Source organism: Absicoccus porci, from assembly GCF_003725415.1.
GTDB lineage: Bacteria > Bacillota_I > Bacilli_A > Erysipelotrichales > Erysipelotrichaceae > Absicoccus > Absicoccus porci.
In genome coordinates this window covers 169675-195785 of sequence record NZ_RJQC01000003.1, presented here as the reverse complement: position 1 = coordinate 195785, position 26111 = coordinate 169675, and the positions used below count along the sequence as shown (strand labels likewise).

At 36.5% G+C, this 26111-nt stretch carries 24 protein-coding genes and 1 other annotated feature; of the genes, 2 read left to right on the top strand and 22 right to left on the bottom strand.

Features of this window, described 5'->3' with window-relative positions; translation table 11 throughout:
- Window positions 1-39: 39 nt before the first annotated feature.
- Genes EDX97_RS09025 through EDX97_RS08990 form a run of 8 tightly spaced genes read right to left on the bottom strand, consistent with a single transcriptional unit; the run spans window position 40 to window position 10328 of the window.
- Window positions 40-975 carry a glycyl-radical enzyme activating protein gene (locus EDX97_RS09025; protein ID WP_128520835.1) on the bottom strand — a complete coding sequence of 312 codons (936 nt, stop codon included), beginning with the start codon at window positions 973-975 and terminating at the stop codon, window positions 40-42.
- Window positions 938-3283: a glycyl radical protein gene (locus EDX97_RS09020; RefSeq protein ID WP_128520834.1), complete on the bottom strand. Its 2346-nt coding sequence runs from the start codon at window positions 3281-3283 to the stop codon at window positions 938-940. The genes EDX97_RS09025 and EDX97_RS09020 overlap by 38 nt, the downstream gene beginning before the upstream one ends.
- Window positions 3284-3340: 57 nt before the next feature.
- Window positions 3341-4186, bottom strand: coding sequence for a Cof-type HAD-IIB family hydrolase (locus EDX97_RS09015; protein ID WP_128520833.1), 846 nt, complete (start codon window positions 4184-4186; stop codon window positions 3341-3343).
- Window positions 4183-5457, bottom strand: a complete 1275-nt coding sequence (gene rlmD / locus EDX97_RS09010; protein WP_128520832.1) for a 23S rRNA (uracil(1939)-C(5))-methyltransferase RlmD — start codon at window positions 5455-5457, stop codon at window positions 4183-4185. Before rlmD ends, EDX97_RS09015 begins: the two co-directional genes overlap by 4 nt.
- Window positions 5454-6224 carry a putative RNA methyltransferase gene (locus EDX97_RS09005; protein WP_128520831.1) on the bottom strand — a complete coding sequence of 257 codons (771 nt, stop codon included), beginning with the start codon at window positions 6222-6224 and terminating at the stop codon, window positions 5454-5456. The genes rlmD and EDX97_RS09005 overlap by 4 nt, the downstream gene beginning before the upstream one ends.
- A 35-nt stretch (window positions 6225-6259) precedes the next feature.
- Window positions 6260-7450: a tRNA uracil 4-sulfurtransferase ThiI gene (gene thiI / locus EDX97_RS09000; RefSeq protein WP_128520830.1), complete on the bottom strand. Its 1191-nt coding sequence runs from the start codon at window positions 7448-7450 to the stop codon at window positions 6260-6262.
- Window positions 7434-8564: a cysteine desulfurase family protein gene (locus EDX97_RS08995; protein WP_128520829.1), complete on the bottom strand. Its 1131-nt coding sequence runs from the start codon at window positions 8562-8564 to the stop codon at window positions 7434-7436. The genes thiI and EDX97_RS08995 overlap by 17 nt, the downstream gene beginning before the upstream one ends.
- A 3-nt stretch (window positions 8565-8567) precedes the next feature.
- Entirely contained in the window at window positions 8568-10328 is a 1761-nt protein-coding gene (locus EDX97_RS08990; protein WP_128520828.1) for a septation ring formation regulator EzrA, read from the bottom strand.
- Window positions 10329-10596: 268 nt separating this feature from the next.
- On the opposite strand from EDX97_RS08990, the gene rpsD reads away from it, so the two are divergent.
- Complete coding sequence (gene rpsD / locus EDX97_RS08985) at window positions 10597-11205, top strand: 30S ribosomal protein S4 (RefSeq protein WP_128520827.1); 609 nt, start codon at window positions 10597-10599, stop codon at window positions 11203-11205.
- Window positions 11206-11249: 44 nt separating this feature from the next.
- Window positions 11250-11609 carry an SseB family protein gene (locus EDX97_RS08980; RefSeq protein ID WP_128520826.1) on the top strand — a complete coding sequence of 120 codons (360 nt, stop codon included), beginning with the start codon at window positions 11250-11252 and terminating at the stop codon, window positions 11607-11609.
- A 22-nt stretch (window positions 11610-11631) separates the two neighbouring features.
- Here EDX97_RS08980 and EDX97_RS08975 read toward each other — a convergent pair whose 3' ends face one another.
- From EDX97_RS08975 to EDX97_RS08915, 14 genes are all read right to left on the bottom strand, one after another.
- A complete protein-coding gene (locus EDX97_RS08975; protein WP_128520825.1) occupies window positions 11632-12447 on the bottom strand; it encodes a histidinol-phosphatase in 816 nt (271 codons plus the stop codon).
- A 53-nt stretch (window positions 12448-12500) separates the two neighbouring features.
- A complete protein-coding gene (locus EDX97_RS08970; RefSeq protein ID WP_128520824.1) occupies window positions 12501-12833 on the bottom strand; it encodes a single-stranded DNA-binding protein in 333 nt (110 codons plus the stop codon).
- A 167-nt stretch (window positions 12834-13000) separates the two neighbouring features.
- The gene (gene yfmH / locus EDX97_RS08965) at window positions 13001-14260 is read right to left on the bottom strand and encodes an EF-P 5-aminopentanol modification-associated protein YfmH (protein ID WP_128520823.1); all 1260 of its coding nucleotides are present in this window, start codon (window positions 14258-14260) and stop codon (window positions 13001-13003) included.
- Window positions 14247-15446, bottom strand: coding sequence for a M16 family metallopeptidase (locus tag EDX97_RS08960; RefSeq protein WP_128520822.1), 1200 nt, complete (start codon window positions 15444-15446; stop codon window positions 14247-14249). The genes yfmH and EDX97_RS08960 overlap by 14 nt, the downstream gene beginning before the upstream one ends.
- A 51-nt stretch (window positions 15447-15497) precedes the next feature.
- A complete protein-coding gene (locus tag EDX97_RS08955; RefSeq protein WP_221175930.1) occupies window positions 15498-16970 on the bottom strand; it encodes an NlpC/P60 family protein in 1473 nt (490 codons plus the stop codon).
- 250 nt (window positions 16971-17220) lie between these two features.
- Window positions 17221-17739 carry a tRNA (cytidine(34)-2'-O)-methyltransferase gene (locus tag EDX97_RS08950; RefSeq protein WP_128520821.1) on the bottom strand — a complete coding sequence of 173 codons (519 nt, stop codon included), beginning with the start codon at window positions 17737-17739 and terminating at the stop codon, window positions 17221-17223.
- Window positions 17736-18320: an RdgB/HAM1 family non-canonical purine NTP pyrophosphatase gene (gene rdgB / locus EDX97_RS08945; RefSeq protein ID WP_128520820.1), complete on the bottom strand. Its 585-nt coding sequence runs from the start codon at window positions 18318-18320 to the stop codon at window positions 17736-17738. The genes EDX97_RS08950 and rdgB overlap by 4 nt, the downstream gene beginning before the upstream one ends.
- A 67-nt stretch (window positions 18321-18387) precedes the next feature.
- A complete protein-coding gene (gene groL / locus EDX97_RS08940) occupies window positions 18388-20001 on the bottom strand; it encodes a chaperonin GroEL (protein ID WP_128520819.1) in 1614 nt (537 codons plus the stop codon).
- 18 nt (window positions 20002-20019) lie between these two features.
- Window positions 20020-20280 (bottom strand): co-chaperone GroES, encoded by a 261-nt coding sequence (locus tag EDX97_RS08935; RefSeq protein WP_128520818.1) that lies wholly within the window; start codon window positions 20278-20280, stop codon window positions 20020-20022.
- 125 nt (window positions 20281-20405) lie between these two features.
- Window positions 20406-22157, bottom strand: coding sequence for a threonine--tRNA ligase (gene thrS / locus EDX97_RS08930; RefSeq protein WP_128520817.1), 1752 nt, complete (start codon window positions 22155-22157; stop codon window positions 20406-20408).
- Between the two features lie 31 nt (window positions 22158-22188).
- Window positions 22189-22389: a binding site (T-box leader), on the bottom strand.
- A gap of 139 nt (window positions 22390-22528) precedes the next feature.
- Entirely contained in the window at window positions 22529-22777 is a 249-nt protein-coding gene (locus EDX97_RS11910; protein ID WP_221175929.1) for an IS3 family transposase, read from the bottom strand.
- Complete coding sequence (locus EDX97_RS08925) at window positions 22774-23916, bottom strand: IS3 family transposase (protein ID WP_221175928.1); 1143 nt, start codon at window positions 23914-23916, stop codon at window positions 22774-22776. The genes EDX97_RS11910 and EDX97_RS08925 overlap by 4 nt, the downstream gene beginning before the upstream one ends.
- Window positions 23917-24015: 99 nt before the next feature.
- The gene (locus EDX97_RS08920; protein ID WP_128520816.1) at window positions 24016-25446 is read right to left on the bottom strand and encodes a HAMP domain-containing sensor histidine kinase; all 1431 of its coding nucleotides are present in this window, start codon (window positions 25444-25446) and stop codon (window positions 24016-24018) included.
- Between the two features lies 1 nt (window position 25447).
- Window positions 25448-26107, bottom strand: coding sequence for a response regulator transcription factor (locus EDX97_RS08915; RefSeq protein WP_128520815.1), 660 nt, complete (start codon window positions 26105-26107; stop codon window positions 25448-25450).
- Between the last annotated feature and the right edge of the window lie 4 nt (window positions 26108-26111).

The following is a 26111-nucleotide window of genomic DNA, read 5'->3' as shown; positions in this document are numbered from 1 at the left end:
GATCCCAATAAGAGATCGCTTCCTCTTGATATTATTATACTACTCAATCACCAAATGTTTGATACCCGATTTTCGAGCAATGTCATAAAAATGTTCCATTTGGTCTGCAGAATATAGTTTTGGATTCTCTTCAAAACAATATTCCATATCTAAATACGCATATTTTGCCTGTGCCATAGGATTATAATTTAAGATTTCATAATGCACTTCCGGATTGCATGAAACTAAAAATTCACTAATCTTTCGAATATTTTCATCCGTTGCTGTCATTTGCGGAATCAGTGGTGTTCGTACGATCACATGGTTGTGATGATTCAATACATAACGAATATTCTTCAAGATTGTTTGATTGGATACACCTGTATAACTTCGATGTTGATCATCATTCCAACATTTATAATCACAATACACTTGATCAAGATAAGGTAATGCCTTTTGAATATGTTCTAATGATGTAAACAAAGTCGTTTCAATAGCGGTATGAATACCTTCTCTTTTTGCGGCTTGCAGTAAAGCCAACAAAAAATCAAATTGGAAAAAAGGCTCACCACCACTAATTGTTAACCCGCCGCCATATTTGAAGAACGCTTTATCTTTACGCACTTCTTTCATGGCTTGATCCACTGTATATTGTTTGGCATCAAAACGCATCGCAGTAGTTGGACAAGCATCCACGATCGCATGCCAATCTTCTGGCTGACTTCGATCGACACAAATACGATGTCCCGTAAACGTTACTCCTTTATGCTTGGATGCATGTACACAACATAGACAATGAATACAATTATTTGGCATATACATGATTTCTGGTTTGGGAGACAATCCTTCTGGATTTTGACACCAAACACAATGTAACGGACAACCTTTTAAAAAAACAGTTGTTCGAATACCTTGTCCATCGTGCGTCGCAAATCGTTTGAAATCAAAGATATATCCTTTAGATGTTGTCATAGGTTGTTCTGGCAATGATTTCATTTTGTAGGTCTCCAGCTAATTCCGTAAAATACGCCGTATATCCCGCAACTCGAACTGTTAAAGAACGATATTGTTCTGGATGTTTTTGAGCATCCAACAAATTTTGTCGACTCACAACATTAAATTGAATATGCGGAATTTCCAAATCCACAAACGTTCGTAAGAAATGACAGAATTTTGTGATGCCTGTTTCCGTCTTAAAGAAGTCTGGTAAGAATTTCATATTTAATAAGCCACCATTGGTCGTACAATCATCATCCATTTTGGATACCGATTTCAATACGGCTGTTGGACCTTGTAAATCTCTTCCATAGACCGGTGATAAGCCGCCATCAGCTAATGGATCTTGTGATAAACGACCATCCGCACTGGCACCTACATTCTTGCCCATTGGCACATGTGCGCTGACCGTATACATGCCTGTATGATAGGGTCCATTTCGATAATTGGTATGTTTTCCTAATTCTTGACGGAAAAAGCGAGCCCATTTTGCTCCTAATTCATCGACCCATTCCACATCATTGCCATATTTCGGCACACGATGTAAGAGAGTTTGACGCATAACTTCCTCACCATCAAAATTCGTTTGTAGAGCATGTACCAAATCAGCTGGTGCAATGCGTTTTTCATCATAAACCATTTGTTTGATAGCCGCCAAAGAATCGGCTAAATTCGCGACTTGGATCATTTGGATACCTGATAAATTATAGTGGGCCCCACCAGCTGTAACATCCATTCCTTTTTCCATACAATCATCGATCACAGCCGACAAGAATGGAGTTGGCAATACATCGATATGCGCTTTTTCCACCGCTTCGCAACATACCAACATCTTATCCATAAAATATAGAATCATCTTTTTATAAGCGGCTTCTAATTCTTCAAATGTTTTATATGTTGACAAAGAACCATAATCCGGTCCTAATTGTTTGCCAGTTAATAAGCAAACACCATGATTTAAGGTGAGTTCTAATACTTTATTCAAGTTAAACATGGCCGCATCGCTCCAACCCAAATTATTTCCTTGTGTTGTGAGTTCAACGCAACCAACAATGGCATAGTTCATCGCATCTTCATGAGAAATACCCAATTTTTCTAATGAATGGATGATTGCCTTGTCATTAAAGAATTGTGGCATACCACTTCCTTTTGAAACACAACGAACAGCATGACGCAACAAAGCATCATTGGTATGTTCATGTAAACGAACCGATAAATTCGGTTGTGGCAAGCCAATGTCTTCTTGGGCATCTAAAAACAAATGAGATAAATCGTTACAATAATCTTTTCCCTCTTGATCTTGTCCACCAATGGCTACATTAAAACCAATTGGGAATCCAGCAAAATACTTGGCACTGTTTTTATTGCGTAAATATACAATTTCATTGAATTTTAGCCATAAACATTCAATCAATTCCAATGCATCTTCTTTGGTCAACGTTAAATCATCGATATCCTTTTGATAATATGGATATAAAATTTGATCCAATCGTCCAGGTGAAAAACTCGAAGCATTCGATTCCATATGGAGTACAACCATTAAAAACCATAAAGACTGTAAAGCTTCATGGAAAATGTGTGTAGGCTGGGTTTGTAAGTTATGACAAATACTAGCTACTTGCATCAAATCTTGTGCATGATCTGGATATGCTTTTGCGGTTTCTTTCAACAAATCTTCATATCGTCTCATAAACTTTTGTACACCTTGCATAACTAAGATGACACATTCATAAAATTCTTTTTGTTGAGGTGTACAACTACCAAGTTTGCTCTTTGCCTGATCGATATATCCTTGTGGTCCCGTTTCTAACCATTCTTTGACATTGGGACAAATATGACCTTGTGCATGGTCCGTTTGATTAATTTTTACTACCGATGAAATGGCTGAAACTTCATCTCCTGCTCGATCTCGTACAATATCTTCTAAACTTTTGCCTTTCCAATAGGGGACAATTTGTTCACGGAAAGTTTTGATATCTTCTTGGTGTACTAAAAATTTATCTTGAGGACGCGTTGGAATGGTCTCAAATTCACGATCCACCCAAGAAATACCACTTTCTGGAAAAACAACACCATAACGAACGCCTTTTGTACGATTGCCAACAATCAACTCATCGGGTTCTACACCAATTTCAATTTGGGTCAAAGCATTATATAAAGCTTTTGCTCGTTTGACTTGTTTGGAATCTTGTTCATTTTCTTGATAGGTTTTGGTGATGATCAAAGCTTGTTCAATACTTACATAACGTGGTTGAGATAACATTTTTTCTTTTAAATTTTGAATCCGTTGTATTTGTTCTGCTCTCATATCTTTCTACCTCTTCAGACATATTATATAATATATTTCCTATTATGCAATTATTTATTATTTATTTTTATTGTTTATTATTGTTCGTTCCATATGTTTAGGCACACTATATGTATTATTTGGACCTAATATTTCACTTGCATACGCTTGAATCGTTTGTGAAGCATTGGCAGGGGCATACGCATGATCAAAAGCTTTCATCATATCCATATCATTGCCACCATCTCCATACACGGCAACTGCATCATCACTGACATGTAAATATTGTGCCAATTGATGGATGGCCATTCCTTTATTGACACCTTTGGCCGTGATTTCAAAGAAATCCGGTCGAAAGGGTGCATTTTCAATTTGATGATCATGTTGTAAAAGAAAATCATGCACTTCGGCTTTACGCTTGGGATCATCGACTTCCCCATTGATCTTGTATATCGTTTGTGAAGCAATGTCTTCTGGACTTTGATCATATCGATAATCCGATAACCAATTTTCCATTTGTTCAATATTCATGAACCCACCAAAAAAATTTTGTGCATGATAACGAGCATAAATATCTTGATAAGAAGCTAACGTATATTTTTCTAATTTACCGTTATAATCAAAAGATAAATCCGGAAATGTTTGTGCCAATTCGTACACAAAAGAAGATTCAATGGGTTGTTCAAAAATAATGTTTCGATACCAATCAAAGACCATGGCCCCATTCATACATATCGTATAGATATGTCGAGCCCCAAAATCCAACGTCTTTTTATGTAGTGGATGCATATCTCTTCCGGTCGCAATCGCAAAATCGCATTGATTGTCTAACACAAAATCTATACTTTGCAAGATTCGATCATCCAATTGATGGTTTTCATTTAAAAGGGTTCCATCTAAATCACTCACAAACAGTCGAATCATTTTGATTTCCTTTCCAAATAAACAATTGTTTCTACCAATGGTGTTTGGGAAAACATATCCAATGGCTGTACTTTTTGAATGGTATATTGTTTTGTCAAGACCGCAAGATCTTTGGCTAACGTACTTGGATTACAAGAAACATAAAGAATCGTTGGGATTTGTTTCTGTAAAATTGTATTGACCATGGATTCTAATCCTTTACGTGGTGGATCCACAATCAAACAATCAATGGATTCGTTGGTTCCCATCAGTTTTTCATTGGCATCTCCACAAAGAAAAGATACATTGTCACAATGGTTCCATTGCGCATTGATTTTCGCATTTTCGATTGCATCTCTATTGTATTCAATGCCCCATACAGATTCTGCTTTATTGGCAACAAATAAGCTCATAGCGCCAATGCCACAATACGCTTCCATAATGGTATGACAATTTGGTGTCCATTCTTGTACGAGTTGATATAAACGCAAAGCTTGTTTCGTATTTAATTGAAAGAAAGATCTTGGCAATAATTGACAATGAATAGCTCCCAAAGTCAGTTCCATGGTTTCCGTTCCTGATAAATGAATCATTGTATCACCAAAGGTATCCATGCTTTCCTCTTTTTTGATCGATTGCCAAATAGAAACAACTGAATCGATGGCAGATAAAGCTGTAATACATGCATCAGATACGGTAATTTCTTTGGTCACCAAAATCATTTGCACCTTTTGATCAAACACTTTTAAAACCAAGGTTTCTAAATCTTTCAATTGGTATTGATCAAATACTTCCAAAGCGGCTTTTCGAACCAGTTCAATTTGTTTCTCATGAATAAAACATCGATCAATCGCAACAAAATCATGCGTATTGGCCTCATACATACCAGTTTGCCAATGTCCATTGATTTTTTGTAGTGGAAGTTTACACATGTTCCGATATCCCAATGGATCTGGATTCTTAATAATTGGCAATATTGGTCCTTGGTATTTCGTATACTTGCGCAATGCTTCTTTGACCATTTGGCTTTTCATTTTACATTGTTCTTTATATTGCGTATGCATCAAAGCACAACCACCGCAAGTTTGCCATTTGGAACATAATGGATAACGACGTCGTGCAGATTGAGTGATCAAACGATCCATCTCACCGATACAATATTTTCTTGTTTCTTTGACAATGTGATATTCAATTTCTTCTTGCGGTAACGCATAGGGAATAAAGACGGGTTTTCGGTGATAATACGCAATTCCTTCGCCATTGATTCCCCATTTTTTTATTGTTGTTTTCATAATTTTCTCCAAACATCGATCACAAATTCAAATGTGATTTCCTTTCCTGTACAAGCTTTTACACGTTGCAGACCATCGATTGGACTTTTATATCGATACGGTGTCATTTCCAATAAGTCCCATACATCATCCACCCATTGTTTTGAAGTGATAATTTTCTGTTCTTCATGTGAAAAGCCTTTTTGTTTTGGATTGGGCATTGGATTTTCTTTCACATGTTCATAGAGCATTTCTTTCAATTCCCAACAATGATGCGGCCCCGGACCAACCGTGATCCAAATACCATTCGTCTTTATAATTCGTCGGATTTCATTGGTGGCATAGGGAACAAAAATGGATAGAACACCATCGCAGCCATTGGATTGTAACGGCATGGAAAAAATGCTCGCCACAATATATTGACCCAATTTATCTTTTTTGGCTGCATATTGAATCGCATCTTTGCTTAAATCAATACCCCACACATCACAAACCTTTGAAACAGCTGAGGTATAGTATCCTTGTCCACAACCCGTATCCACAATTGTTTTTAGATGATAGGATTGAATGATCATGACGACTTGTGCTTTCAAGAAATCATAATAACCCTGTTCTAAAAAAGCGGTACGTGCTTTGACCATTTCTTTATTATCCCCTTGTTGTTTCTTTTGTTTCATAGACAAATTGACATACCCTTGTTTTGCAACATCAAAACTATGATGATGGATACACTCCCATGTATGTTCTTTTCTTTCTAAAGGCGTGTGACAAATTGGACAAATTAACATAGATGCTCCTTTTTAAAAAAAGGTGGATAAACCACCTAAAATATATCTTCTTGTGTAGCTTCTGGTCGAACCACAATATCTTCACATTGATCAATACAATCTTGAACCATCGACGCCCAATCCCAACGTGCTTCATATTTCTCACAACGATCAATTCGTGGTTTTGTGGCAGGGGCTTTGGGATCAAAGATCGTACAGCAATCTTCATATGGAAGAATCGATGTTTCATACGTACCGATTTTTCGTGCTAAATCAATAATTTCTACTTTATCCATACACACAACCGGACGAATCACAGGCATATTGGTAACGGCATTGATGGTTTGCATGCTTTCTAATGTTTGTGAGGCCACTTGACCAACAGATTCTCCTGTTCCAATTGCTTGTGCATGTCTTTTTTTAGCCATACCTTCTGCAATACGCATCATCATACGTCGCATCAAAGTAATCGCATAACTTTCATCTGCATGTTGATAGATAGCCAATTGCAGTTGTGTAAATGGCACTATATGAACCAAAATTTCACCTTGATAGCCACTTAACATCTTTGCTAAAGTAAGCACTTTCTCTTGTGCATTTTGAGAAGTATAAGGAGGAGCCGCAAAATGAATGGCTTCAATATGGACACCACGTTTCATCAACAAATAACTCGCAACTGGTGAGTCAATACCGCCACTCAATAACATGATGGCTTTACCACCAACACCAACCGGATATCCACCAGCACCAGCACGGCGATTGGTCATGATATATGTAAATTCTTTATGTACTTCAATTACGATTTTGACATCAGGATGATGCACATCGACTTTCCAATCACTATTTCGAAGAATTTCTCCTGCTACTTGACGATTGATCGTATCGGAAATATATGGAAAGTTTTTATCCGAGCGTCGAGCTGCTACTTTAAATGTTTTTTTCGTTGAAAGATCAACACTATTCTTAGCGGCTTGGATGATCACATCCATATCCGATGGCACTTGGATTGCCAATGAAAAAGACGAAATCCCAAATACAGTAGCTAAGACATCACTGACTTTTTCTGGATCTTCATCATGTAAATAGATGTACATACGATCATGTTGTCTTTCGTATTCCAATGTTGGAAAATTGGCCAGGGCCTTTTTCACGTTGTGATATAACTGTTTGATAAATGAATTTCGATTCTTTCCTTTGAGTGATAATTCACCATATCGAATCAAAATATGATCATAACGATAGTCCATAATCTTTAATGATCTCCTTACATATTTGTATAAATTGTTTTGCTTCATCCATTGTGTTTAAACCAGAAAAGGATAACCGAATCATATGTGTTGCTTCCTTTTTGGATTTTCCCATCGCTAAGAGTGTATGGGATTCATTAGCTCCATGACTGGAACACGTACTCTTTGCGGATACACAAATATCATGGGCATCCAATGCATTTAATAATACTTCACTGGTCAATTGATCAAAGCCAATATTTAAGATATATGGCAAGGCATTTTCAGGTGAATGAATATGTGCACCTGGTATTTGAGATAGTTCCTGTCGTAGATAGGTATTTATTTTCTTAATTTTTTCGTAACTTTCTTGTTGAGCCGATAAAGCCAATCGAATAGTTTTTGCGAGTACAATATTTGTGGGTGCATTTTGGGTTCCACCTCGCAAACCGTGTTCTTGTTGACCACCTTGAATGATCGGCTTCATTTGTACTTTTTCTTTTTTCATCAATAACCCAGATCCTTTTAATCCATGGATCTTATGAGCTGAAATCGTAGCCATATCTAAAATTTCAAATGGCACATCGATTTTTGAAAAGCTTTGTACACAGTCCACATGATAAACGCATGTTGGATTTTGATGAACTACTTTTTCAATCTCTCGAATGGGATTGATGGCTCCCATTTCATTATTGACATGCATGGTTGAAACTAGAATTGTATCTTTCCGCATATAGGATTGAACACATTCTGGAGTGATGATTCCCTGTTCATTGATTGGCATCTTTTCCACATCAAATCCTAGCTGAGAAAGAACATCTGCTGCATGATCAACCGATGGATGTTCGACATTACTAATCAAAACATGTTTGCCACGTGAAGTATTTGCCAAGGCATATCCAATAATAGCCATAGTATTGGCTTCACTTGCACTGGCAGTAAATAATATTTCACTGCCCTTGACCCCTAACATATGTGCAATTTTTTGGCGTGCTGTTTCCATCAAGCCATTGGCTTTTCGTCCCACTTGATGAAGACTATCTGGATTTCCATAGGTTGTGGCGAGCAACTGCTTATAAACGGCAAGGACCTCCGGTGCAAGGGAGGTCGTTGAAGAATTATCAAAATAAATCATGGTCTACACCTGATTCATGACAGCGGGATCTTTTTTCGCAATCAATTTTTCATAGGTACCAGGATGTAGATTTTCAATAGCTTGGATTGCAATTTTTAAAGCACGAGTATATTCTCCATTTTGGAAACACAATTCAGCACGTGTCAGATCGGTATTCATCGAAGGATGTGCAGAACGGAAACGATTTCCAAAAACGATCGCATTTTCAACCATTACAGCTACACCAATCAAATTATTGGCATTGTTGTAAAGTTTATAAACAAAATCAATCGCATCTTGTAGATCCGCATTCAAAGTTGGCACATCCAGTGGTGAATGCGACAATACAATTTGCACACGACTAATTAAATCTTCTGCTTGTTGAATATCTTTTTCAAATTGAGAAGAAATACTTGGCAAATGACGTGTGGCCGCATTTAAGCGTACTTCATTTAAGATCAATTGTAACTTGATCAATTGTTTCTGCGCACGTGATTCATCACTGCTTGCGCTGATCAATTTTGATTTCATTTCATCAATTTGTGTCTTAAATTCATTGATATCGGCAACAAATTCACGATAATAGCGTACAACTTCAATCAGTGGTGTTTGATCTGCTTTAATTTCTCTTTGCAACAACGTTGATGCTTCCTGGACATTGCCCATTTGTTCATCGGCTAATGCAAAACGATGTGTCCAATCTTCCAAACCAAAACGATCTCGAATATTCGAATACATCTTTTTGATGTCGTTCAATTCCACTTGAATCTCGGATACAGTGATTAAGTTCTGTTCTAAGCCACCATGAATTTCATCATAGGCTGCCTTTTCTTGTGATATCGCATCTTGTAGTTTTAAAACACCATCACCAATTTGACTAATCATCATTTGTGCTTCTTTGAGATTACCCACATCGATGCGATGTTCAGCTTCTTTTAATTGGCTAGCTGCTTCATTTAAATTCTTGTTGATTTCTAAATATCCCAAATTGATATCCGATTGTGATAATTCTGTCGCATTTTGATTAATTTCCATCATTGCAGCCGGAATAATCGATTTGGTTCTTTCATACAAATCTGGACATAAAGCAATTTCGCTTGAAAGTGAATCGATGGAGGCAGCAATCTTGTTTCCTTCGTCTTTGGCTTTATTGAATTCACAAGCATACATCCATTCTTCGAAATTAGAGAAATCATTTTCAATTTCTTGGAAGCGAGAATCAAAGTAAGTCGTTGCTTTATAAAAAGAATTACGATTGGTCGTATAGACTTGACGCACATTTTGATAACGTTCCTTTAAGGCATTCGCAAAATCACGAACTTCTGTTTCTTTTTGCAGAATATTATCCAATGCTTTCGTAACGATACGAATGCGTTCCCGTGCATCTTTCAAAGATGTTTCCAATTCATCCATTCGGCGCATAGCTCTTTTGGTATGATGTCCTTCTAAAGCATCGTGTGCTTTTTCACAAAGTGTGTCACATTCATCCATACCTTCAATGCATACATTATATTTTGGTGTCAATTCATTGACACGTTCCATGATATCGGCATTTACTTTTGCGAATGCTTTAGCTTTATTAAATTTATAATCTAATGAATTATTTCTTACCGCATTCACATCTTTCTCTAATTCCTCAAATCGGGCGTTCGCTTTACGACGGCGTAAATGATTGGAAAGAATGACTAATAAGATAATCACCAAAACGATGATACATATATATATCAACGTAGCCAACGTGATACGTGATTGAATAAATGATAAAAAGTCGGTTACAGATTGCATCCAAATTCCTCCTTAAAAAACTACTGTCATTATAGCAAAACTTAGTATGTCTTTCCATGAATAATCTAAATTTTCTTGATTTTGAACTAGCACTTTGATATGATATTTGAGCATAAATTGATAGCAGCATACAAAGCTACAAGATACGCGTTATAAGCGTAAGCGATGCGAGTAACTAACAGCTGAATAGTAGAAAGCATCTTTTATAACACGCCTAGTAGTGATTTGTACTGTTATTGTTTTGTGAAAAAACAATAGGAGGAAACTTATGTCTAGAAACACAGGAAGTACTTGGAAAAAGTCTCGTCGTCTAGGTTTCTCAATCTTGGAAACAGGAGAAGAACTTACTCGTCGTAATTATGTTCCAGGTCAACACGGCCAAGGACGTCGTGGCAAATTAACAAACTACGGTATTCAGTTACAGGAAAAACAACGTATTCGTCATACGTATCAATTAAGTGAAAAACAATTCGCTAATACGTACGCGAAAGCAAGTAAAAAACCAGGTGCATCTGGTGAAAACTTATTAGTTATGTTGGAAAGCCGTTTAGATAACATCGTTTATCGTATGGGATTTGCGCGTACACGTCGTGCAGCTCGCCAACTTGTCAACCATGGACATATCTTGGTTGATGGAAAGAAAGTCGATATTCCTAGTTTCCAAGTAAAACCAGGACAAGAAATCGAAGTTCGTGAACGTTCAAAAAACTTATCTACGATCAACGAAGCTTTAGAAGCTGCTACATCAACTGTTGATTTTGTTAATGTAGACGCAGATAAGAAAAAAGGTACATACGTACGTTATCCAGAACGTAGTGAATTATTCACATCACAACCAATTAATGAATTGTTAGTCGTTGAGTACTACAACCGTTAGTAAAAAGAGGCATTGCCTCTTTTTATTTTAGAAAGAAGATTTATATGGATGCAATTAAAGAAAAGCTACAGGCTTATGGCCAAGACCAATCCGAAGATAATCTAGTCTCCATGCTAGAAACATTAATTTCTAGTTCTGTTTGGATTCCTGTATTTGAAGATGGACAACCCGATATCTTAGCAGATATGGATAGCAATAAATTCTATCCCGTCTTTTCTAACAAAGAAGAAGCATTGGATGAGTATGTGAATGTAGATTGGCAACAACTTCCTTTTGTTGAATGTCTACATGAAGTAGCTCAAAATAAAAAGGTCCACGCCATTGTAGTGAACCCATTTACTGAAAATGTGCGATTACCAAAAGATATTGTCGAAGGATTAAATGAACAATTTGGACGTCATTAGAACGAAGCAATTCGTTCTTTTTTTATTGGAACGCTTCGAGTGATAAATCTTTAAAACCATCCGAAGTCAATATAACCATCGAACCATAACCAACCGAACGAATCATTTCTAAAGATTCTTGAAAGTTACAAGCCAATTTTGTTCGATCATGACAATCACTATTTAAACAGATACGAATATTCTTTTCCTGCATATAAGCCAATAAGTTTTTATAAGGATAGGGACTTGTTCGATAACCACGTGCAATCGCTCCGGTATTTACCTCAAAGATCTTATTGGCAAGAGCATCAATTGTATCACACGCAATGGAAACATATTTTGGATTTTCAAAATCAAAATATTTGTTTCCTTCATTATATTTTGTCAATAAATCCAAATGTCCAATAATATCTACTTCATCCCAGTCTTTCATCATTCTGACATTTTGATAGTATGTTTTGGCATACTCCAAAAAATCATCATGAAACCATTCATGCAGGATTTTACACATCATTTCTTCACTATAATCCACACTCATAAACTGACCTTCATGTTCAACAAAATGAGCACTACCAATAATATAATCAAAATCCCTAGGATTGGGCACTCTTCCTAATATATCTTGTTCAATGCCTAAATAAATTTGAATTTCATCGGCATATTGTTTTTGGAGTCTACGAATCTCATCGATGTACTTTGTTTGTCCTTGTTGCGACATGGATGCATCATCATAAATACAATGTCCATGACCAGAAAAACCTAAAATATCAAATTTTTCGGCAATGGCTGTTTGAATCATTTCTTCTGGTTGATCTTTGCCATCACAATATGTACTGTGTGTATGTAGATTCTGTCTCATTGCTTAATCCTCCAAGAAAAGTATAACGTAAAAAAAGCAGGTAGTTCAACTACCTACCTTTCGTTTGTTCCCAATTTTTTGGATAAGAAGTCGATTTTTTCTGCCACGAACGCGTAGTTATAGTAGGTTTTATCTTCTTTATCATAACGACGTGAAGCAATTCGACCTTTGATGGCAAGACAATCACCAACATGTGTACGTGCACACAAGGTTTCGGCCAAGCCTCGCCAAACTTCCACTTGAATCAAATCTTGTTCGTATATGCCTTCTGAATTAGCGAATGGACGATCTACTTTCATCATGACACTGCATGTTTTAACACCTGTAGCTGTTTCTTTTAATGATGGTAATTCTTCAATACATCCAACAATACAAAAAAGATTCATAAAATTTACCTCCTAACGTATCCGGTAATGGTAATGTACCATTTCATATCACCTGCCTTCGTCCATATAGTAAATAGAAATGAATTTTTAAGCAAACGAAGATAAATTACGTAAAAACAATAAAAAAATGCAGTTTATATACTGTAAACTGCAATTTTTTTATTTATTTACATATTTTTTGGTTGAATCGTTGTTATTGTGGGATGTTCAAGATCCAAAGTTTGAAGATAAGCATTGATTTGTTCCACTTCTAAGTTTGTGATCATCTCATATTGCTTCCAATAATCATAGCCAGAAATATGGGCCTCTAATAATTCTACGGCTAAATTTTCAAAGGAATCAAATCCTCGAATCATTTGTGCAATAGCACGTGCTTTTAATGCTTTAAAAATGGATGGATCCATTCCTTTGGAAAATTCTTTACTCATTGCATCGATCATTTTTATATAAGCGTCTGGATGATGCGTTTGCGCATAATATAGGATAGCACTGTGATCAACATTGAAATCACATTCGGCTCCATTGATATTTGTCATGATTTCATTATCTAACCAAGTTTGATAGGTAGGATTTAATGAGGTCATGGCTGCATCTAAAGCCATTTGGATACATTGATCTTTTTTTATGGCCAAATGGATATCTGTTTCTGTCTTTTCTTTATAGCCAACACATACAAAAGGTGTAGAAATGTCCATTGCACAGGAAAATTCGGAACGTGCACAAGAATCTGGTTCCGAATGAATGATTCGTTTCACTTCACCATTTAATAAGGATGGATGACGTGTTTGATTTTCTTTAATAATGTCCATGATCTTGTCAATATCCTGGCCGGTAATTCCGACCAAAGTTAATTTTGAAGGATCATAATTATAATGATAGAAAGTGGATAAGTCTTCAACACGCATATTAGAAATATCTTCCGGTGTACCTAATACATCGTAGCGAAGAGGATGATTCACATATAAACTTTTCCATGTTTCTTTAAACAATCGTTGTTCCGGTTGTTGTTGATACATATCGTATTCACTAAGAATAATCCCTTTTTCCTTGTTGACAGATTTTGTATCAATATCTAATTCTTCTACAAAATCACACAATAAGTTTAATGGTGCTTCGATATCTGCCGTAGTTTGAAAATAATAAGCTGTTTTATTATTGGTAGTAAATGCATTCGTACTGGCTTGCATTTGCGCAAATTGATTGGTGACATCTTGACCATCTAGTCGAAACATTTGATGTTCGAGAAAATGAGCACACCCTGACCGGTGATGTAAGTGTAAGTCATTATACTGTTGTTCAATATCAAATCCTCCCGCATTGACAGCAAGCATAAATAAAGAGCGATAGTATCCTGGCTTTTTAACCAAAATGACATGCAATCCATTGTCCAGTGTTTCTTCTTTTACAATCATATTAAACTGTTTCATGTTTATCCTCCTTCACAATAGATTGCGCAACCAAATGCAGATTGGTACTGACCGCCATGATTCCTTCTTTTGTGATCGTATTTATGGATGCAACACGATCTTTTAATTCCATATTTCGATGCATCAAATCATCCAAGTAGGCTTGTTCAATGATACTAAATGAACTATCTTGGCCACTGATTAAACCATCGATCAAATCTTTCTTTGCACTGGAAAGTAATGCTTCATCAAATAGTCCCTTTTGTAGAATTTCTATCTGTTCGTTAATCAACGATACAACTTGTTCATAATATTGATTGCGAAAACCTGTTGAAATAATCAATGCCCCATCAAAGCGAATGATCGTACTGTATATAGAATAACAGTAGCTATGCTTTTCACGAATGTTTGTAAATAAAAGACTACTTGGTGATTGTCCTAAAATGGAATTCGTGACCAGCAATGGATAATAAAGTGGATCATCGACACAAACGTGATTGGTATACACTTGCGTTAGACTTGTTTGTGAAATATCTCGTGTTTGGCTTTTTGTCTGTAATGGCGTATCTGTTAATAATTCAAAATTGGATTGAATCGCCCTATGGGAATCCAATTGATCGAGATAGTCATATAATTCTTGATCCGGTTTTCCAACAATATACACATGTTTTTTTGCTTTTTGATACATCTCATAAGCTTGATGAATGTCCGATAGTGTCACCGCATCTATATCATTGATTTGTCCTTGAACAGGGATAGAAATGGAATGTGGTGCCAACATGGAGAATGCATCTAATAAAGCAATAGTGTTAGGGTCATCCATTTGTGTACGTAAGCGATTTTTTAACTGCATTTTTGCCTGAGAAAGCGAAGCCATTGTAAAGCAGGGATGGTAAATTACCTGATCCAATAAATCTTGTGCTTGCTTTTGATAGCTTTTATCCGGTATCCATCGTGTTTCAATCGCATTCATTCGAATGTCCATGACCAATTGTTTGCCATACGCGGAAAGGCCCACCCCAATACGAATACCGTAGGTATCGGCTAAAGCACACGTAAATAAAGATGGATCTGGATATTTCTCCGTTTGTTTTTTCATCATAATACATAATAGATTCATGGTCGTTATCGTATGAATATCCAAGTCAAAAATAGAGCGAATGGATACACTCACATGATTAAATTTATCTGTTTCAATATATTTCATTTACTTTTTCCTCTGATAAAAAAAAGAGGACCGAAGTCCTCTTTGTATCGACTAGTTAATATGAACGTAAGCGATAAATGGTTGAGAACAATTGACTGAAGTAAGAACAGTCGTTGATCCATTCCATCCACCATGTACAGCTTGTCCATTACCAACATAAACAGCAACGTGACCTTGGTAAACAATGATATCACCTGGCACTGGGTTACTTGTTACGGTACCTAATGATAAATAATCTTCAGGCCATCCATGGAAACTAATTCCAGCAGCAGCTAGAGAGTTCGTAACTAACATCGTACAGTCTTGACTAACACCGATTTGTGAAAGTGCGGCTGCAGCAATAGCAGCTGATTTTGAAGAATTTGTACTTGTTGATGTATTTGTTGTTGTAGAACTTGTATTAGCAGCCGTATTTGTATTCGTTGCAGTACTTGTATTGGTTGCTGTGTTCGTTGCAGTACTTGTATTTGTAGTTGTACTTGTATTTGCTGTTGTGTTATCAACAACTGTTGTATTCGATGCTGTATTGGATGTATCAGCATTTGATACTGTATTCGTTGTTGTAGAAGCTTGTTGTGTGGCTTGTTGCTGCGCTGCAGCTTGTTGTTGTGCAGCGGCCTGTTGTTGTGCAGCAGCTTGTTCTTGTGCTGCTTGTTCTTGGGCAGCTTGTTGTTGTGCAGCAGCTTCTTCGGCAGCTTGTTTAGCAGCAGCTTCTTCAGCAGCCTTTTGAGCAGCTTCAGCAGCAGCACGTTCATCAATAGCTGTTTGTGTATCAACAATTACACCATTTTCATCTGTGTAATACTCATCGGCAACTTTTTCACCGTTGACAACTTTATTACCGTCATCACCGAAGAAATAAGCATTACCATCAATTTGTTGATATCCAGTAACCTTTGTTCCATCTTGGAAATAAGCATTACCATCATTCGACCAACCTGTCTTCAATGTACCATCTTCATTGAAGGCATATGTTGTTCCATCAATATCCATTTCCGTGTTTGTAACACGTTTACCATTTTCATCAAAATAGTATTTTTGTCCATCGATTTCAACCCAACCAGTTTTTACTTGACCATCTTGATCAAAGTAATATGTTGAATCTCCATCTGTAACTAGAGCATTGGTTTTCTTGAAACCATTATCATCATAATAAGATTTTTTGTCTTTAGACCAACCTTGACGTAAAGTACCTGTTTTTTCAAAATTGTACGTTTCGCCAGAGACTACGGTCTTTCCTGTAGCGGCTGTACCATTCGATTTGAAGTAATATGTTTTATTAGCAACGGTTTGCCAACCAAATTGCATATCACCTTTTTCATCGAAATAGTAAAGGTCGTTGTTAACTTGGGTCAATCCAGTGGCCTCTTTACGATCAGAAGCTTGAATATAGTAACGATTTTTACCTTCGCCATGCCATCCTGGTTTTAGTTCAAATGCTTTGATGGTTTGAGCAACTGAACCCATGCTGGCAGCACATAACGCTACAGCAAGTAGTTTGTTATGTTTTTCGATAAATTTCATCTAAATCACCTCTTAAACATCTCCAAGGTTATCATAAGTTTCCGGTTGTCGCAAATTTCACCGAATCATTCCGGAAAGGTTTCACACAATTTTGGGAATCATTTTTTGAAATATCCCCTTTATTTAAAGGGGATTTCAAAAAATTATGTAAAAATGTGTGATTTTAATCCATATTTAAAGTAAAATCCCAAAATAGACAAACGTTTACAAATGATATACATTTAGTCATTTCTTAACTTTTGTCTACCTATTATTCCGGAATCGTGTCCAAAAAATCCTCTCCCTTGAGAACTTCGGTCGTTGATAATCCCGGATAATTTAATTGTCGCAACACTTCATAAACGATGATGGCTGCACAATTTGACAAATTTAAAGAACGAGCTTGAGCCACCATTGGCAAGCGCATACACGTATCCTGATGATGTTTTAAGATACGACGATCAATACCCGTACTCTCTTTTCCTAATATTAGATAGATATCCCCTGTTTCTTTTGTAAAGTCAAATTCACTCGGCGCCTTTTTACCATAACGTGTCATATAATAATAATGATCCGCAGGATTGGCTTTCACAAAAGCATCCCAATTCTTATGAATACGAATATCACAATCTTTCGCATAATCCATACCAGCACGACGTAGATGTTTTTCATCTAACGAAAATCCCAAAGGCTCAATCAAATGAAGGATACTATTCGTTGCCATACAAGTACGAATAATATTTCCCGTATTACCTGGTATTTCCGGTTCATACAATACAACATGAATCATAATTTATCACCCCAATCAGCTAAGAAAGCCTTTAAGGCATTTCCTCGATGGGAAACACTATTCTTTAATTCTTCACTCACATTGGCCGTTGTTGTATGAAAAGGAGGATAATAGAAAATAGGATCATAGCCAAAACCATTTGCACCAACGATCTTATCATTGATTTGTCCTTCAATCGTTCCTCGATACGTATATTCTTTGCCATCTTCATCAATATAAGCAATCACACAAACAAATCGTGCCGAACGATCTTTTTTATCCTTTAAAGCATCAATAATAGCTTGATTTTTAATCGTATACGGCGTGTCTTCACCCATCCAACGAGCTGAATGTACCCCTGGTTTTTTATCCAGAGCATCAACTTCTAAACCCGAATCATCACTGATGACCGGCTGATGAATCACCTTATACAATGCTCGTGCTTTAATTAATGCATTTTCTTCAAATGTCTTTCCATCTTCCACAATGGAAACCTCTTGTCCAAGATCTTTCATACTTTTTACTTCAACATTGGGTCCCAACATGGTTTGAAATTCTTCCACTTTATGTGGATTGGAAGTTGCTATCCAAATTGTTTTCATATATATATCACCAGAAAACATTATAAAAAAAAGAAGAACTCATTTCAATGAGTCCTTCTTGAATCGATTAATACATTCCTGGAGCTTGTGGTGCAGGTTGTTCTGGTTCAGGAATCTTTGCGACGCCGACTTCCGTTGTGATGAACAATGCTGAAATACTAGTAGAATTGATCAAAGCATTACGAGTAACTTTGGCAGGATCAATGATACCAGCATCGAACATGTTTACCCATTGACCAGCTTTGGCATCAAAACCAATACCAGTATCTTGTGTCTTTTGTTTTTCAACAATATCTTCACTATTAAATCCAGCATTATCAGCAATTTGTGCCAATGGAGCTAACAAAGCATCGAAGACTAATTTAACACCTTTTTGAACATCTACAACATCTGAATGTACTTTATCCTTTAATGCAACATATGCATTAACAAGGCAAGCACCACCACCAACAACGATACCTTCACTGACAGCGGCACGCGTTGAGTTCAATGCATCTTCAATACGCAATTTCTTTTCTTTTAATTCTGTTTCGGTAGCAGCACCAACTTTGATGACGGCAACACCATTAGATAACTTACCTAAACGTTCAGACATACGTTTCTTATCGTATTCACTCTTGGTATTTTCAATTTGTGCTTCGATTTCCTTTACACGATCTGCAACTTTTGCTTTATCGCCAGCACCACCAATCATCGTTGTGCTATCTTTCTTAACGATCAAACGTTTTACTGTACCAAGATCGGATAATTTCATATCTTTCAAATCCATATCCAAATCTTTTGAATAGAATGTTGCACCCGTCAAAATAGCGATATCTTCCAATTGTGCTTTTTGATTATCACCAAATCCAGGCGCCTTCGTTGCAACTACGTTAAATGTTCCACGCAATTTATTCAATGCCAATGTAGATACAACTTCATTTTCCAAATCATCCGCAATGATCAATAAACTACGGTTGGATTGAACGATTTGCTCCAACAAAGGTAAGATTTCTTGCACATTATTGATCTTTTGATCGGTAACTAAAACATATGGATTTTCCATGACACATTCCATTTTTTCACGATCCGAAACCATATATGGAGAAACATATCCTTTGTCATATTCCATACCTTCACTGATTTCTAGAGTCGTTTCAAAACTATTCGAATCATCGGTTGAGATAACACCATCACGGCCTACTTTTTCCATAGCTTGGGCAATGATCTTACCAATTTCTTCATTACCACTTGAAATCGTAGCAACACTTTCAATATCTTTTGAAGATTCAACTTTCTTTGAATGTTCCAAAATATATTCACTAATTGCTTTTGATGCTTTCTCAATACCTTCACGCATCAAGACAGGATTTGCACCGCGTTCTACAGCACGCAAACCATTTTCAATCATGCTTTGTGCTAGGATCGTTGCTGTTGTTGTACCATCACCAGCGGTATCATTGGTTTTATTGGCTACTTCATAAACCAATTTAGCACCCATATTTTCAAATGGATCTTCCAATTCAATTTCTTTGGCAATACTTACACCATCATTGGTAATCAATGGACTGCCATATTCTCTTTCCAATACAACATTACGTCCTTTAGGACCTAAAGTAACACGCACTGCATTCGCTAATGTATTTACGCCATTAAGCATTGCTTCACGAGCATCTTTTGAAAAACGTACTTCTTTCGCCATAATTATTCCTCCTATATACTATCGATTCACTGCAATAATATCTTCATCTTTAATAACGACATATTCTTCGTCATCAATTTTGATATTGGTTCCGGCATATTCTTTAAATAAGACTTTATCGCCCTTGGCATAATCTGGTTTTTCAACGCCAGATCCAATTTCTTCAACGACAGCAAATTTTGATTTTTCTTTGCCACTCGTCAAGATGATACCACTTGCGGTAGTCTTTTCTTCTTTTTCTTTTTTCAATAAAACAAAATCATGTAAAGGTTTAATCATACTAGCATCCTCCTTTTTAGCACTTGTCTATTTCAATTGCTAACTGTAGTATATCACAACATTTAGCACTGTCAACACTAAAGTGCTTAAAAAATCAGATCCATAAAAATGGATCTGATCATTCACTATTCAGCTTTAAATAATTCTTTATTATCAACTTCTGCAACAAATCGTTGAATTGCATCTTCCAAAGATAACGTTTCTGATTTACGAGAACCACTCTTTCGAATCGTTACCGTATTGGCTTCCATTTCACCATCACCAACAACCAATTGATAATTGATATGTTTGATTTGTGCTTCACGGACACGATAACCTAATTTTTCATTACGATCATCTAAATCAACACGTAATCCTTTGGTTTTCAAAGCTTCTTGTACTTTCTTCGCATACGCTAAATGTTTTTCCTGATGAACGGGAATGACGACCAATTGATGAGGTGCCATCCACAATGGGAAATGACCAGCAAAATGTTCAGTCAAGATTCCAATAAAACGTTCGAATGAACCAAAGACAACACGATGCAACATGATAGGTGTCTTACGAGAACCATCTTTATCCACATACACAGCACCAAAACGTCCAGGTAAGTTCATATCCAATTGAACCGTACCACATTGCCAGATACGTCCCAAACTATCTTTGATATGGAAATCCAATTTTGGACCATAGAAAGCACCATCACCAGGATTTACGACAAAGTCTTTTCCTGCTTTACGACATGCTTCAGCCAACGCTTTTTCACTCTTTTCCCATACATCTAATTCACCAATATAGCTTTCTGGACGAGTGGACAATTCAATATTGTAAGTTAATCCCAATACACTATAAATACGATCAATCAACGCAATGATACGACCTACTTCATCTTCAATTTGATCAACGGTCACAAAGATATGCGAATCATCTTGCGTAAATTCACGAACACGGAACAATCCATTTAAGGCACCAGAAGCTTCATTTCGATGTACAAGTCCTTCTTCAGCTAATCGAAGTGGTAAATCTTTATAGGAATGCAAAGAGTTGTTGTAAACCAAGACAGCACCTGGACAGTTCATTGGTTTGATCGCATATTCACGATTTTCGACTTTTGAAGTATACATATTCTGTTTGTAGTGACCCCAGTGACCGGATGTCTCCCACAATTCTTTTGACATCATGATTGGAGTACGAACAAATTGATATCCTTCTTTGACATGTTCTTCATGCCAATATTCTTCCAATTGTCTTTGAAGGATCATTCCATCTGGAAGGAAGAATGGCATACCAGGTGCAAATTCAGACATCATAAATAAGCCCATTTCACGACCAATTTTCTTGTGATCACGTTTCTTTGCTTCCTCTAAAGCTTCCAGGTATTTGTCTAGATCTTCTTTTGTATCGAAACATACACCATAAATACGTTGTAACATTTTATTGTTGACATCACCTTTCCAGTAAGCACCAGAATGTTTCATCAACTTAAAATAACGACACTTCTTTGTACTCTCTACATGAGGTCCACGACATAAATCGGTAAAATCACCTTGCGTATACATGGAAATGTTCGTACCTTCAGGCATACGAGTAATCAAATCAATTTTATATGGATCATCTTTAAAACGTTCTAAAGCTTCTTCTCGAGTAATTTCCTGACGAACGATGCGCTTATCGGATTTCGCACATTTCTTCATCTCTTTTGTGATCTTATCTAAATCTTCGTCGGTAATGTTATGATCACCAAGATCCATATCGTAATAGAATCCTTCTTCAACAACTGGTCCAACCCAGAATTTGGCATCTGGCCAAATATGACGAACAGCTTGCGCCATCAAATGCGCACAAGAATGATTCAATGTTTTTAAATGTTCATCTTCAGTAAAGTTCACAAGTTCCATTTTGTTTCCTCCTAAATAAAAAAACGCCCTGAATAAGGACGTTGTGAACGCGGTACCACCTTAATTTACAGAAAAATCTGTACACCTTGTGTGTTGTTAACGCCAACTTACGGCACACTCTTTCGAGGGCAACTCCAAGGGAGTAAATAAAAATCTGCGCAAAGAATTCACACCAACCATTCTTCTCTCTGAATTGCATGACTTCTATTCATGTCCTTTTCATCATTGATGGATTCATTATAATACTGCATAAAACAGTTGTCAAAAAAAGCATTCTGACAATGATTCAGAATGCCTTCTTTCATTCAATTAGAATCTTTTTTTTCCTAAAACGGGTTGGGGGTGCGGACAAATTCTTGGACCTTGTTATTTCAAATTAGTCCCAGACTTTGCCTGTACTCCATAGGGCTCAAATAGCCCAACGATGCCTTTATTCTTTTGGTATTGTACCATATGATATAATCATTGATAATCTCTACAAACGTTTCAATTGTTACACCAACAAAATTTCGGCCATAAAACATCTCATTCTTCATCCTGCCAAAGAATCCTTCACATGCCGAATTATCCGGTGAGCAACCTTTCTTAGACATGCTTCTGGTATATCCATACTTATTCATTCTATTAATCCATCCAGGCCATCGGTAATGACACCCCCCCGATCGCTATGAACTATTGGTTTCTCATCTTCTTTTAGCTTAGAATGATAATCATCCAACATGCTATTGACCAAATCTGCATTAGGGTTGGTACTTACTGTCCAACTTGGTATCATTCCATCAAAACAGTCTACTATTGGTGAAAGATATACTTTTCCTGCAGGTATTGAGAATTCTGTGATATCTGTCAGCACCTTTTCACTGGGTTTTTCTGAATGAAAATCTCTATTGATAATATTCTCTGCCGCTTCACCTATTTCTCCTTGATAGGAGCTATACTTCTTGTGTTTTCTGACTTTTACTACTAGATTATTATCTTTCATGATTTGTCTTACTATTTTTTCAGATACAATGATATTATCTTTTCTCAGTAGTGAATGGATCCTTCTATAACCGTATCTTTCCTTGTTTTCTTTGAATAATTTAATAATTTTTACCTTTATTGCCTCATATTTATAAGGTGATTGTTGTATCTTGTGCTGATAAAAGTAACTGCTCTTGGATATCTGAAGTTTTGCAAGAAGCAGGGACAATGCATATTTATTCCTTAGGGCATCGATTATCATTGTCTTCTCTGCGTTTTTCAGTCTTAACAGATCGATGCCCTGATCTTTTTTTAATATTTCTATTGTCTGTCTTAATATATCGTTTTCTAGCTCCAGATCTCTTATCTTAGCTGCCAGTTCAATATTATTATCGGAACCCTTATCAGCATCTTCATTAACGATCAAAGTTCCTCTTGGCAAATCTTTCTTTTTATTCATTATCGCCGCTGCACCTCCAGATAAATACAGCTTTCTCCAACTATAAATACTCGTCCTTGAATATCCGTATTCTTCTGATATTGATTTTATGTCTTCTCCTTCTTCAAAGCAACGGTGAAGTATTTCAAGTTTTATTTCTAATGATGGATGATGCCTGTGCCCTGGTGAATCTGTAGCATCATATTTCTTGCGTTTCTTTTCGATATCTCGATTCTTGATCCAAGTATACATATTTTGTCTGCTTGGATATCCGAGTTTATGAATTACCTTAGCTATCGATCCAGTTTCATCATACAATTGAAGTGCTTTCTTTTTTTCTTCCTCCGTAAACGACATTTTTCTTCCTCCCTGTCATCGTCGGTCCAAGAATTTGTCCGCACCCCCCCTCTCACATAAAAAAAGATGAATCTTCAAAATATGAAGTATTCATCCTTTTTAACCTCTTTTATTTCCTTTATCGTTCTTTTGCCGATAATTTCGTCGACGATTGGTTTGTTTCTTCACTTTTGGATGTGGCCGATAAATCTCAAAACAAACACCATCATCCGTATTGTATCCCTTCACATAATAATGATTAGCTTTCACGACCTTATCAACAATGGATAAACCAAGACCAAAACGACCGCCTTCACCCTTTTCATAAGGATGAAATAACGTTTCAATCCGATCTTCATCCATTTTTGGTCCATCATTGGATATTTTTAGATCATCTTCGTGCAATTCAATACGAATATATGTTTTCGCATATCGAAAAGCATTTTCCATGATATTCTCAATGGTCACTCGCCAAGACTCCAACAAGCCATCAAAGAAAACTTCTTCCATATCTGTTTGGATCTCAATATCTTTACGAATAACAGCCGTATTCAAAACAACTTGTTCTACCACATCTTTCATATTCGTGACGACACCTTCGGCATCACTCGTAATTAAATACTCTACTCGATTCAAATATAAAAGATTATGTACTTTATCTTCCAATCGTTGCGCATTATCAATGATCACATCCACACTTTTTTCCATTGTTCCATATGGATAAATTCCATCCTTGATGGATTCTGCATATGATTTAATGGTTGCGATTGGCGTCTTCAAATCATGCGAGATGTTATGAATCATTTCCTCTTTGGCTTTTTCTTGCTTCGTCAATTCATCTTTCATATTGACCAATGCATCCGCTACTTCACCAATTTCATCTTCACGATTAACATGCAATTCAACATCTTTTCCCATTTTTACTTGTTCGATATAGTATTTGATCTGATTCAATGGATGAATGATTGAATAGACCCAAATCATCATGATCAACAGCATCGCAAAATAAGCAAAAATTGTCAAATCAAATGTCGAATCAACCAAAGAAAACCGTAGCGATTGCGAATACGTATCATCCATATAGCTTGCTAAAATGGCATTGCCCTCATTTGTTTTCACCAAACGAATGCGATAATAATAAAGCCTGCCACCATATTGATATACACCCTGCTGGACATCCCCATCTTTCTTGACTTTCTGTGATTCCTTAACGATCGTATTGGCAAGTCCTGGTACTGTCTTATCATGAAATTTCGTATTTAATACCTGTACTTTATCCTTTTTCACGATGCAGTTTACTTGATATTTATCTACAGAAAAATCAAAGTAGTCCTGTTTCAAAGCATCGGATGAATCCGACTGCAAAACGGTAATGATCGCTTCTTGACGGCTTTCCATCATATCATACATTTGTAGACGAATGGTACGATCAATATTGCCACTTAAGAAAAGAAAGAAAAACGCAAAAAAGAAAACAATGAACAAGAAAATGATCATGATGATCTGCTGGGTCAAAGATAGCTTTCGAAATCCTGCTGTTAGTTTTTTCATCTTATCCTAACCGATAACCATATCCATAAATGGTATGAATATTCAAATTTGGCAATTTCTTACGCAAACGACGCAACGTATCATCGACGACACGATCCGATCCAAAATAGTTTTCATCCCAGACATTTTCCAAGATTTTATCACGACTAAAAGCAATTCCTTTATTTTTAATAAACATCATCAACAAATCAAATTCCTTTGTCGTCAATTCAATCTCTTGATTTTCATAAAAAATCTTACGTTGTTCTTCATCCAGTTCATATCCATCAATGCTGATTCGATTATTATCATCTTTATACGCACGCTTGATGATATTATTGACTCGCAATACCAATTCTTTTGGACTAAAAGGCTTTGTGATATAGTCATCACTACCCTTTTCTAGGCCAATGATACGATCAAATTCTTTATCACGTGCAGACATGAAAATAACCGGAATTTCTGGACCCTGCAAACGAATTTCTTCAATCAGATCAAAACCGGATTTATCATCTAACATGATATCTAAGATCCATAAATGAACATCATCATCCGCTACATGGGCATTCGCTTCTTCATAAGTATAATAAGATCGAACTTCATATCCTTCTTTACGTAAATATTGCGCCACCAGATTATTCAGATCCTTTTCATCTTCTACGACACATATTACACGTTTCAAAATG

Bases quoted from the DNA above. Each gene is read 5' to 3' on its own strand.
- EDX97_RS09025 (WP_128520835.1), bottom strand. From the start codon at position 975: ATGAAATCATTGCCAGAACAACCTATGACAACATCTAAAGGATATATC.
- EDX97_RS09020 (WP_128520834.1), bottom strand. From the start codon at position 3,283: ATGAGAGCAGAACAAATACAACGGATTCAAAATTTAAAAGAAAAAATG.
- EDX97_RS09015 (WP_128520833.1), bottom strand. From the start codon at position 4,186: ATGATTCGACTGTTTGTGAGTGATTTAGATGGAACCCTTTTAAATGAA.
- rlmD (WP_128520832.1), bottom strand. From the start codon at position 5,457: ATGAAAACAACAATAAAAAAATGGGGAATCAATGGCGAAGGAATTGCG.
- EDX97_RS09005 (WP_128520831.1), bottom strand. From the start codon at position 6,224: ATGTTAATTTGTCCAATTTGTCACACGCCTTTAGAAAGAAAAGAACAT.
- thiI (WP_128520830.1), bottom strand. From the start codon at position 7,450: ATGGACTATCGTTATGATCATATTTTGATTCGATATGGTGAATTATCA.
- EDX97_RS08995 (WP_128520829.1), bottom strand. From the start codon at position 8,564: ATGATTTATTTTGATAATTCTTCAACGACCTCCCTTGCACCGGAGGTC.
- EDX97_RS08990 (WP_128520828.1), bottom strand. From the start codon at position 10,328: ATGCAATCTGTAACCGACTTTTTATCATTTATTCAATCACGTATCACG.
- rpsD (WP_128520827.1), top strand. From the start codon at position 10,597: ATGTCTAGAAACACAGGAAGTACTTGGAAAAAGTCTCGTCGTCTAGGT.
- EDX97_RS08980 (WP_128520826.1), top strand. From the start codon at position 11,250: ATGGATGCAATTAAAGAAAAGCTACAGGCTTATGGCCAAGACCAATCC.
- EDX97_RS08975 (WP_128520825.1), bottom strand. From the start codon at position 12,447: ATGAGACAGAATCTACATACACACAGTACATATTGTGATGGCAAAGAT.
- EDX97_RS08970 (WP_128520824.1), bottom strand. From the start codon at position 12,833: ATGAATCTTTTTTGTATTGTTGGATGTATTGAAGAATTACCATCATTA.
- yfmH (WP_128520823.1), bottom strand. From the start codon at position 14,260: ATGAAACAGTTTAATATGATTGTAAAAGAAGAAACACTGGACAATGGA.
- EDX97_RS08960 (WP_128520822.1), bottom strand. From the start codon at position 15,446: ATGAAATATATTGAAACAGATAAATTTAATCATGTGAGTGTATCCATT.
- EDX97_RS08955 (WP_221175930.1), bottom strand. From the start codon at position 16,970: ATGAAATTTATCGAAAAACATAACAAACTACTTGCTGTAGCGTTATGT.
- EDX97_RS08950 (WP_128520821.1), bottom strand. From the start codon at position 17,739: ATGATTCATGTTGTATTGTATGAACCGGAAATACCAGGTAATACGGGA.
- rdgB (WP_128520820.1), bottom strand. From the start codon at position 18,320: ATGAAAACAATTTGGATAGCAACTTCCAATCCACATAAAGTGGAAGAA.
- groL (WP_128520819.1), bottom strand. From the start codon at position 20,001: ATGGCGAAAGAAGTACGTTTTTCAAAAGATGCTCGTGAAGCAATGCTT.
- EDX97_RS08935 (WP_128520818.1), bottom strand. From the start codon at position 20,280: ATGATTAAACCTTTACATGATTTTGTTTTATTGAAAAAAGAAAAAGAA.
- thrS (WP_128520817.1), bottom strand. From the start codon at position 22,157: ATGGAACTTGTGAACTTTACTGAAGATGAACATTTAAAAACATTGAAT.
- EDX97_RS11910 (WP_221175929.1), bottom strand. From the start codon at position 22,777: ATGAATAAGTATGGATATACCAGAAGCATGTCTAAGAAAGGTTGCTCA.
- EDX97_RS08925 (WP_221175928.1), bottom strand. From the start codon at position 23,916: ATGTCGTTTACGGAGGAAGAAAAAAAGAAAGCACTTCAATTGTATGAT.
- EDX97_RS08920 (WP_128520816.1), bottom strand. From the start codon at position 25,446: ATGAAAAAACTAACAGCAGGATTTCGAAAGCTATCTTTGACCCAGCAG.